The 9,750-nt window shown below is 66.3% G+C and carries 10 protein-coding genes; 7 read left to right on the top strand and 3 right to left on the bottom strand.

Features of this window, described 5'->3' with window-relative positions; genetic code table 11:
• The 4 genes from AQZ49_RS06805 to wecC all read left to right on the top strand — a co-directional run.
• On the top strand, positions 1-1,235 hold a 1,235-nt coding region (locus AQZ49_RS06805; RefSeq protein WP_231738972.1), incomplete at its 5' end, for an MFS transporter.
• An 85-nt stretch (positions 1,236-1,320) separates the two neighbouring features.
• Positions 1,321-2,076, top strand: a complete 756-nt coding sequence (locus AQZ49_RS06800) for a GNAT family N-acetyltransferase (protein ID WP_067614213.1) — start codon at positions 1,321-1,323, stop codon at positions 2,074-2,076.
• Positions 2,077-2,156: 80 nt separating this feature from the next.
• The gene (gene wecB, locus AQZ49_RS06795) at positions 2,157-3,293 is read left to right on the top strand and encodes a non-hydrolyzing UDP-N-acetylglucosamine 2-epimerase (protein WP_067614211.1); all 1,137 of its coding nucleotides are present in this window, start codon (positions 2,157-2,159) and stop codon (positions 3,291-3,293) included.
• Positions 3,283-4,584, top strand: a complete 1,302-nt coding sequence (gene wecC, locus AQZ49_RS06790; RefSeq protein WP_067614209.1) for a UDP-N-acetyl-D-mannosamine dehydrogenase — start codon at positions 3,283-3,285, stop codon at positions 4,582-4,584. Before wecB ends, wecC begins: the two co-directional genes overlap by 11 nt.
• Here the strand turns inward: wecC and AQZ49_RS06785 are convergent.
• From AQZ49_RS06785 to AQZ49_RS06775, 3 genes are read right to left on the bottom strand one after another with little or no spacing between them, the layout of a single operon-like run.
• Entirely contained in the window at positions 4,581-5,498 is a 918-nt protein-coding gene (locus AQZ49_RS06785; protein WP_067614207.1) for a sterol desaturase family protein, read from the bottom strand. The genes wecC and AQZ49_RS06785 overlap by 4 nt on opposite strands.
• Positions 5,495-5,971, bottom strand: coding sequence for a hypothetical protein (locus AQZ49_RS06780; protein ID WP_067614205.1), 477 nt, complete (start codon positions 5,969-5,971; stop codon positions 5,495-5,497). Before AQZ49_RS06780 ends, AQZ49_RS06785 begins: the two co-directional genes overlap by 4 nt.
• Positions 5,968-6,417 (bottom strand): protein tyrosine phosphatase family protein, encoded by a 450-nt coding sequence (locus AQZ49_RS06775; RefSeq protein ID WP_067614203.1) that lies wholly within the window; start codon positions 6,415-6,417, stop codon positions 5,968-5,970. Before AQZ49_RS06775 ends, AQZ49_RS06780 begins: the two co-directional genes overlap by 4 nt.
• Positions 6,418-6,722: 305 nt before the next feature.
• Here AQZ49_RS06775 and AQZ49_RS22920 point away from each other — a divergent pair, with 305 nt between their 5' ends.
• The 3 genes from AQZ49_RS22920 to argF all read left to right on the top strand — a co-directional run bounded on the left by AQZ49_RS22920 (position 6,723) and on the right by argF (position 9,749).
• Positions 6,723-7,493 carry a cold-shock protein gene (locus AQZ49_RS22920; RefSeq protein WP_067614201.1) on the top strand — a complete coding sequence of 257 codons (771 nt, stop codon included), beginning with the start codon at positions 6,723-6,725 and terminating at the stop codon, positions 7,491-7,493.
• A gap of 139 nt (positions 7,494-7,632) precedes the next feature.
• A complete protein-coding gene (locus AQZ49_RS06765; protein WP_067614320.1) occupies positions 7,633-8,826 on the top strand; it encodes an aspartate aminotransferase family protein in 1,194 nt (397 codons plus the stop codon).
• Complete coding sequence (argF, locus tag AQZ49_RS06760) at positions 8,823-9,749, top strand: ornithine carbamoyltransferase (RefSeq protein WP_067614199.1); 927 nt, start codon at positions 8,823-8,825, stop codon at positions 9,747-9,749. The genes AQZ49_RS06765 and argF overlap by 4 nt, the downstream gene beginning before the upstream one ends.
• The last annotated feature ends 1 nt before the right edge of the window (position 9,750 follow it).

The following is a 9,750-nucleotide window of genomic DNA, read 5'->3' as shown; positions in this document are numbered from 1 at the left end:
AGAAGGGCACTTGGAGGTTTCGTTTGCCCATGCAGATTACCGGTTCAGCCACTGACGCGCGGCAGGCGCAGGCACCCGACCGCCCGGCGCCATCGCGCAATCTGCTGGCGGCCTGTGTCGCCCACGCGCTGCACGATGGCTATACCGACAGCCTTTATGCCTTTCTGCCGGTGTGGCAGGCGCAGTTCGGCCTGTCCTACGCGGGGCTCGCGCTGGTGCGCGCGCTCTATTCGGGGACGATGGGCGGCCTGCAGATACCGGGCGAAACCGCGCTGAAACGGCTGTCGTCGCGCGCCGCGTTGACGCTGGCGACGGTGATCGCGGCGTTGGGCTTCATAATCATGGCGCTGTCGAACACCTTGGCGGGGCTGTGTGCGGGGCTGGTCATCGCGGGAGTGGGGTCCAGCATCCAGCATCCGCGCGGGTCGCTGCTGGTCAGCACGACGTATGGCAAGGCCGCGCGCGGGCCGCTGGGCGTCTACAATTTTTCGGGCGATCTGGGCAAGGCGTCGCTGCCCGCGCTGGCGGCGTGCCTGCTGCCGATGGTGGACTGGCGGTCGGTGACGGGGCTGCTTGGCGTGCTGGGCCTGGGGGTTGCGCTGGCCATCGCCGCGCTGGCGCCGACCGGCAATGCGGTTGCGCCGGGCAAGCCGGACGCCGCTGCAACCACCGGCAGCCATCGCGGCTTTGCCCTGCTGGCGGTTATCGGCGCGCTCGATACGGCGGCGCGCATGGGCTATCTGCTGTTTCTGCCGTTTCTGATCCACGCGCGGGGTGGGACATCGGCCACCATCGGTCTGGGGCTGGCGCTGTTGTTCATCGGCGGCGCGCTGGGCAAGGCGACCTGCAACAGGCTGGCCCAGGCGCTGGGCGTGGTGGGCTGTGTGATCGTGACCGAGATGGCAACGGCGCTGTTGATCGGCCTGACGCTGTGGACCGCGCTGATGCCGATGCTGGTGGCGCTGCCGCTGCTCGGCATTGCGCTCAACGGCACATCGTCGGTGCTGTACGGCACGGTTCCCGAACTGGCCCGCGATGGCAACACCGGGCGGGCGTTTGCGCAGTTTTATACGTGCGTGATCGGATCGGGCGGTCTGGCGCCGATCTTCTATGGCGCTGTGGCCGACCATAGCAGCCGCACTGTCGCGGTCGTGGCGGCGGCGGCAACCGCAGCCATGATCGTTCCGCTGGTGCTGGCGCTGCGGCCGTTTCTGCGACCCCATGCCGGACAGTAGCGCCGCGGCCAACGGTGGCGCACGCGCGGCGACGATGGCATGACGCACACCGCGCACACGACCCCGGCGAAAGGGCCAGACCAGCATGTTCGACCCGGCATCCGACATTCCTGCCCTCGAACACCGGGCGCTGAGGGCCTGGCCCGCGCTTGAAACGCGCGATGTTGACGGGTGGCTTTTGCGTGCGGCGCGGGGTTTCACAAAGCGCGCCAATTCGGCCAATGCGCTTGGCAACGCCGCGCCGCTGGCGGCCGTGCTGGGCCGGGTCGAGGCGTTTTATGCAGGGCGCGGGCTGCCGACCATTTTCCGCCTTTCGCCGCTGGCACCGCCCGATGCCGACAGCGCGCTGGGCGCTGCGGGGTACGCGCTGTGCGAACCGTCGCTGGTCATGACCGCCAGTCTTGCGGCGGCGGCGGCGGCACCTGCCGCGATCGAGCTGTCCCGGGTCGCGTCGGCGCGCTGGCTTGACGGTGCGGCACGGATCGGTGGCAGGGCTGCGGACCGGGTGCAGACGCATGCCGCGCTGTTGCGGGGCATTCGCGCGCCAACCTGGTTTGCCGGGTTGCGGCAGGATGGCGCGATGATCGCGTGCGCCATGGGCGTGTGCGACACCGGCGCGATTGGCCTGTTCGATATTGCGGTGCACCCCGATCATCGCGGGCAGGGGCATGGCCGCGCCATCACCCGGGCTCTGCTGGCCCAGGGCTGGTGCGACGGCGCGCGGATGGCCTATCTGCAAGTGGGGGCGGGCAATGGCGTGGCGCAAACGCTCTATCGCAGCCTCGGCTTTGCCGAGGCCTATGGCTATCACTATCGGGTCAGGCCGTCCCCGGCTGGCTGATCGGCCCGCAAGGCGTCTGAATTCCCACAATTTGGCCGGGATTTATCGCGCTATTAACCTCGCCGGGCTAGGGCAGGGCGATGACCCAAAGCCCTGATCGTCAGACCGTGCTTGTCGTTTTCGGGACTCGTCCAGAGGCGATCAAGATGTTTCCGGTGGTGCATGCCTTGCGTGCCGATCCGCGCTTTGTCGTGCGGGTGTGCATTTCGGCGCAGCATCGCGGCATGCTCGATCAGGTGATGGCGATTGCCGGGATCGTGGCCGATCATGATCTCGATCTGATGCGCCCCGACCAGACGCTGGATGCGCTGACCGCCGCGCTGCTGACCGGGTTGGGGCGGGTGATGGATGCCGAACGGCCCGACTGGGTGGTGGTGCAAGGCGATACCGCGACCGCGATGGCTGGCGCGTTGGCGGCCTATTACCGCAAGATCCGCGTCGCCCATGTCGAGGCGGGATTGCGCAGCCACAATATCTATCACCCCTGGCCAGAAGAGGTGAACCGCAAGATCATCGGCACGATCGCCGCGTTGCATTGTGCGCCGACCGAAACTTCGGCGGCGGCGCTGCGCGCTGAAAATGTCGCGGCCGAGGCGATCCATGTCACCGGCAACACGGTGATCGACGCGTTGCAATGGGTGACCGCGCGGATCGCCGCCGAGCCGGCGCTGGCAGGTGGCCTTGGCGATCTGGCGGCGCGTTTTGCCGGGCGGCGCATCATCGGCGTGACCAGCCACCGGCGCGAAAACTTTGGCGGCGGGCTGGAAGCGATTGCCCGTGCCATCCGCACGATTGCCGGGCGGCCCGATGTGGCGCTGATCTTTCCCGTCCATCCCAACCCCAATGTGCGCCGGGTGATGGAGGCGGAACTGGCCGGGCTGGACAATGTCGCGCTGATCGAGCCGCTCGACTATCCGCACTTCGCGCGGCTGCTCGATCTGTGCGACATCATGCTGACCGACAGCGGCGGGGTGCAGGAAGAGGCGCCCGCGCTAGGCAAGCCGGTGCTGGTGATGCGCGAAACCACCGAACGGCCCGAAGGTGTGGTGGCGGGCACGGCGCGGCTGGTCGGCACCGATCCGGCGCGAATCGTTACCGAAATTTTCACCCTGCTCGACGATAAAGACGCCTATGCCGCGATGGCGCGCGCACACAATCCGTTCGGTGACGGCAGATCGGCGTCCCGCATCATGGAGCTGATAGCCAATGCAGGGTGATTCCAAACCGCAGGTCTGTGTCGTCGGCCTGGGCTATATCGGGCTGCCCACCGCCGCGATCATCGCCCGCGCTGGATGTCCAGTGCTCGGGCTCGATGTAACGCAGCACGTGGTCGACACGATCAACCGTGGCGAAATCCACATCGAGGAAGTCGATCTCGATGGGCTGGTGCGCGGCGTCGTGCAGCGCGGGCTGTTGCGCGCGGCCACGCAAATCGAACCCGCCGACGTGTTCGTGATCGCGGTGCCCACGCCCTTTGCCAAGGACGGGCACCACACGCCCGACGTGTCTTATGTCATGGCCGCCGCCACCGAAGTGGCCGCGGTGCTCAAGCCCGGCGATACGGTGATCCTCGAATCGACCTCGCCGGTCGGCACCACCGAGGCGATGCGCGATCTGATGGCGGGTCTGCGCCCCGATATCCGGTTTCCGGGACAGACCCGCGACACCCCCGATGTGGCGATTGCCTATTGCCCGGAACGCGTGTTGCCGGGGCGTATTCTCGAAGAACTGGCCAACAACGATCGCTCGATCGGCGGGATCACGCCGCGTTGCGCGCGCAAGGCGCTGGCGTTTTACAAACGCTTTGTGCGCGGCGCGTGCATCACCACCGATGCGCGCTCGGCCGAGATGACCAAGCTGGTCGAAAATGCCTATCGCGACGTCAACATCGCCTTTGCCAACGAACTGTCGATCGTCGCCGACACGATGGGGCTTGATGTGTGGGAAGTGATCCGGCTGGCCAACCGCCACCCGCGCGTCAACATCCTGCAACCCGGACCGGGTGTCGGCGGGCACTGCATCGCGGTCGATCCGTGGTTCATCGTCCACGGCGCGCCCGAGGCAACCCCGCTGATCCGCACCGCGCGCGGGGTGAACGATGCCAAGATGCACCATGTCATCGATCGCGCGGTTGCGCTGATCGAGGCCAGTCCCGGCGCCAAAGTGGCCTGCCTGGGCCTGGCGTTCAAAGCCAATATCGATGATTTCCGCGAAAGCCCGGCGCGCTTTGTCGCGGCGCGGATCGCCCGCCGGTTCGGCGCGCGGGTGCACATTGTCGAACCTTATGCCGCGCAGTTGCCGGTGGAATTCACCGACACCGGGGCCAGCCTGATCGATATCGATACGGCGCTGGAAACCTGTGATGTGCTGATCGTGCTGGTCGATCACGACGTGTTCCGCGTGGTGCCACTGGCCGAACGCGCGGCCAAGGCGGTCTATGATACGCGCGGCATCTGGCCCGATCAGCCGGGCGAGCCGGTGGGGGCGGGGCTGCGGCTGGCCAGCTAGCTGTCGTCTTGCTGTGCCAGCCAGCGCGCGCGGATCGTGTCCGAGGTGTCGCGGCTGCCGTCGTGGGACCAGCCCGGTGCGCGCAACAGATAGCCCAGCTTGGCCCTGAACGGCGCGCGCCACATGTCGCGCGCAATCGCGGCCCATTCGTGGAACGATACGGTCAGCAGCGAAAACGTGCCAAGCTGGTGGACAATGCCATAGCGCACGGGCTCTTCGCGCAGTTCGGGGGTAAAGCTGCGGAACAGGCGGTCCCACACGATGAACACCCCGGCATAGTTGCGATCGAGATAGCGCGGGTTGGTGGCGTGATGGACGCGGTGGTGCGACGGCGTGTTCATCACCGCCTCGAACCAGCGCGGCATGCGGTCGATCGCTTCGGTGTGGATCCAGAATTGATAGACCAGGTTGATCGCGCCGACGGTCAGCAGCATGCCGGGCGCAATGCCGAACAGCGCAGGCCAGATGCGAAAGGCAAAGCTGAATGCGGGAAACCCGGTCCAGCTCTGGCGCAGGGCGGTCGACAGATTGTAGTGCTGGCTGGAATGGTGGTTGACGTGGCTGGCCCAGAACCAGCGCACGCGGTGCGCGGCGCGGTGGAACAGGTAATAGTTGAAATCGTCGAGAACGAAGACCGCGATCCAGACCCACCACAGCGCCGGCACGGTGGCCACGCGGTGGGCATAGAGCCAGCCTGCGGCAAGCGCGATCATGCCGGCGACCAGGGCGCCGGCGATCGTGCTGCCCAGCCCCATCAGCAGCGAGGTGAGCGTGTCGGCGGGTTCATAGGCCGTGGGATCGTGGCGCGCGGCCCAGACCATTTCGATGACGATGGTCAGGACGAAAAACGGAACGGCAAAGGGTACCACGTCGAGCCCGGTGGTGGCCGCGCGCTGCAACAGATCGGCGATCATGCGGCGCTATCCACGGTTTCGAGGCGGCGCAGGCTGGCGGCCCAGATCTGTGCGTCGGCGCCAAGGTCGAGCGTCAGCGCGCCAAACTGCGGATCGCCGGTTTCCAGCGTGAGCGTATGCCGATCGAGCCGGATACCCTGGTGCGAGGTCAGCTCGCTGCCGACGAAGCGCGCACCGTGACGGCGGATCAGCAGGATACGGCCTTCGCCATTGCGCACCAGCGCACCGATTCGCGCACGGTCGAGCGTGATGTCCTGCGCGGCAAAACCGGTGCTGGCCGCTTCGGCCAGCCGCGCGGCGTGGGCGGCATCGGCGATGCGCACATCGCCGCCCAGCCGCAACACGCGGGCCAACCCGTAAAGCGCCACGACGATGATCAGCGACACCGCGGTTTCGGCGCCGATGATCAGCGCGGGGCCGATGTCGGGCCTGGCGATCAGCGTGGCGATCGCGGCGACCAGTTTTCCGCTCATGCCGTGGTTCCGTTGCCCCCCGCAGCGGCCAGCATGTCGATCTGCGCGCGGATCGGCGCGATGTCATAGCCCGCGTCGGCGGCCTTGGCCGCGATCGTGGCCGGATCGATGCCGCCGCGCGCCTGCGCCAGCGCCCACAGCAAAGTCGAGCGCGTGCCCGAACGGCAATAGGCCAGCACGGGCGCATCGCCCGCGGCCTGCAGCGCGGCTTCGAGCGCGGTGACCTGATTGAGCGAGAAACCGGCATGGGTGACGGGGATTGCGACATAGGCCATCCCGGCGTCGTGCGCGGCGGCGGCAATCGCATCGCCGGGGGTCTGGTCGGTGGATTCGCCTTCCGGGCGGTTGTTGACGATCAGGCCGACGCCCAACGCCTTGGCCGTTGCGACGTCGGCAACGGTGATCTGCGGGCTGACCAGGGTGCGGTCGTCGATCTTGCGGAACATGGCGGGCTTGCCTTTGTGGTCAAACAGGGGTCTGGTGTGCCCAAATCGCCTAGCCGGTTCGTTCGCGGAAGGAAACCGCCGCGCACCGGTTTTGCAAAATCGGCAAGGATGCCACACTCGATGGGGCAAATCCTTTTTTCAAGTCGATTCCATTCGCGATTCAGGTTTTTGTCGGTTATAGTGAAAGTGCAATGGACTAAGCTGGCCTGATTGACTGGCAAGGATACTTTGTCGTGCCGCCGGCTCCCGCGTCCGGCCTGCGGCACCGAGGAACGCTGGAGCGGAAACAAGGTTTATTGATTTCTATGGGTTTTGATAGAGGGCGGCGTCGCGGACGCGACAAGCGCGACGGTTTCGGCGAAGACAATTTCGATCCCTACGGTGGTTTCGGCGGCGGTGGTCGTGGAGGCTTTGGCGGTGGTGATCGCGGTGGCTTCGGTGGCGGCGATCGCGGCGGCTTTGGCGGCGGTGATCGTGGCGGCTTCGGCGGTGGCGATCGCGGCGGCTTTGGCGGCCCGCGTGGCGGCGGTGGTGGCGGCTTCGGCGGCCCGCGCGGCGGTGCTGGCGGCGGCGGCGGTGGTCTCCCGGCCCAGGTGGTCGGCACCGGCAAGGGCGTTGTGAAGTTCTTCAACGCGCAAAAGGGTTTCGGCTTCATCCAGCGTGAAGACGGCGGCGAAGATGTGTTCGTGCACATCAGCGCAGTCGAACGCGCCGGTCTTGAGGGTCTGGCCGAAGGTCAGCAGCTTGAATTCAACCTGGTCGATCGCGGCGGGAAGATTTCGGCCGCCGATCTGCAGGTGGTGGGCGATGTGATCGCGGCCCCGGCCAAGGCGGCCACGCCGCAGCGCCAGTTGACCGGTGAAAAAGCCACCGGCACGGTCAAGTTCTTCAACGCCATGAAGGGCTTTGGCTTCATTACCCGCGACGACGGGCAGCCCGACGCGTTCGTGCACATCAGTGCGGTCGAACGGTCCGGCATGCGCGAGCTGAACGAGGGCGACAAGCTGGAATTTGACCTCGAAGTCGATCGACGAGGCAAGTATTCGGCTGTCAACCTGGTGCCGCGGCAGGGCTGACCTTACCGATTCGCTTGCCCGTCCGGTCGGCTTGACCGGACCACAGCAAGACAACAGACGCGCGCAGATGGCGGCCCCCGCAGGGCCGCCATTTGTCGTTTGCGATTCCCCGTTTATGTTTCTTGATCAGGAGCTTGTTATGTCCATCACCCCGCTCATGCCCGTCTATCCCCGGTGCGGCGTGCGTCCGGTGCGAGGCGAACATTGCCACCTGATTTCGGAGGACGGCACACGCTATCTCGATTTCGCCAGCGGCATCGCGGTGAACCTGCTCGGCCATTCGAACGAACATCTGATCGGCGCGATCCAGCGGCAGGCGGCCACGCTGATGCACGTGTCGAACCTCTATGGCAGCCCGCAGGGCGAAGCCGTGGCGCAACGGCTGGTCGATCTGACCTTTGCCGACACGGTGTTCTTCACCAATTCGGGGGCCGAGGCGGTCGAATGCGCGATCAAGACGGCGCGCGCCTATCACCAGCATGCCGGCAACACCGAACGGTTTGAACTGATCACGTTCAACAACGCCTTTCACGGGCGAACGATGGCAACGATCAGCGCGTCGGATCAGGACAAGATGCACAAGGGCTTTCTGCCGTTGTTGCCCGGTTTCAAATATGCCCCGTTCGATGACCTGGCCGCTGCCGAGGCGCTGATCGGCCCGCACACGGCGGGCTTTCTGGTTGAACCGATCCAGGGCGAAGGCGGCGTGCGCGACGGTTCGGTTGAATTCATTGCGGGCTTGCGCGCGCTGGCCGACGAGCATGACCTGATGCTGGTGTTCGACGAAGTGCAATGCGGCGTCGCGCGCACCGGCACGTTCTATGCCTATGAACAATATGGCGTGGTGCCCGATATCCTGGCAACGGCCAAAGGCATTGGCGGCGGCTTTCCGCTGGGCGCGTGCCTGGCCAGCGAAAAGGCCGCGCGCGGCATGGTGTTCGGCACGCATGGCAGCACGTATGGCGGCAATCCGCTGGCCATGGCCGCCGCCAGCGCAGTGCTCGACGTCGTGGCCAACGAGGCGTTCCTGGCCAATGTGCGGGCCACTGCGGCTCGGTTGCGGGCACGGCTGGAACAGTTCATCGGCAACTATCCCGATCTGTTCGAACTGGTGCGCGGCAAAGGGCTGATGCTGGGGGTCAAGCTGCGCATCGAGCCGCGCGCGTTCGTGGCGCATCTGCGCGACAATCATCAATTGCTGACGGTGGCGGCGGGCGACCAGACTTTGCGCGTGCTGCCGCCGCTGGTTATCGACGACACCCATATCGATGAATTCATGGACAAGCTGTCGGCCGGCGCGGCGAGCTTTCTGGCCAAGGACCCTGAGCAATGACGCGGCATTTCCTCAATCTGTCCGATGCGGGGGGCGAAGCGCTGGCCGCCATGCTGGCCGATGCGATCGCGCGCAAGGCGGCGCGCGCCGGTTGGCCCAAGGCGCGGGCCGACGCCGATGCGCCGCTGGCGGGGCGCGTGCTGGCGATGGTGTTCGAAAAGAGTTCGACCCGCACGCGCGTGTCATTCGACATGGCCATGCGGCAACTGGGCGGCAGCGCGGTGATCCTTGAGGCTGGATCGACCCAGCTTGGCCGCGGCGAAACGATTGCCGATACCGCGCGCGTGCTGTCGCGCATGGCCGACGCGATCATGTTGCGCACCGACGATCATGCCAAAGTCGAGGAACTGGCACGCCATGCCAGCGTGCCGGTGATCAACGGGCTGACCGATCTGTCGCATCCCTGCCAGATCGTTGCCGATCTGCAGACGGTGATCGAACGCGGCAAACCGCTGGCCGGGCTGGAATGGGCGTGGCTGGGTGACGGCAACAACGTGCTCAATTCGATTGTCGAGGCGGCGGGACTGGCCGGGTTCAATCTGCGCATCGGCGTGCCCGATGGCTATGACAGCGATCCCGGCTTTGTCGGCCGGGCGCGGGCGCTGGGCGCGCGCGTGACGATTGAGCGCGATCCGGCGGCGGCGGTGGCGGGGGCCGATGTGGTGGTCACCGACACGTGGGTGTCGATGGGCCAGGCGCATGCCGAGGCAAAGCTGGCGGCGATGGCGCCTTATCAGGTCAACCCTGCATTGATGGCGCAGGCGCGGCCCGATGCGCTGTTTCTGCATTGCCTGCCCGCGCATCGCGGCGAGGAAGTGACCGATGCGGTGATCGATGGCCCCGCGTCGGTGGTGTGGGACGAGGCGGAAAACCGCATCCACGCCCAAAAGGCGATCCTGCGCTGGGCATTCGGGCAGATCTGAT

Source organism: Novosphingobium sp. FSW06-99 (assembly GCF_001519065.1).
In the GTDB taxonomy this organism is placed as follows: domain Bacteria; phylum Pseudomonadota; class Alphaproteobacteria; order Sphingomonadales; family Sphingomonadaceae; genus Novosphingobium.
This window is presented reverse-complemented; position numbering and strand designations above follow the sequence as displayed.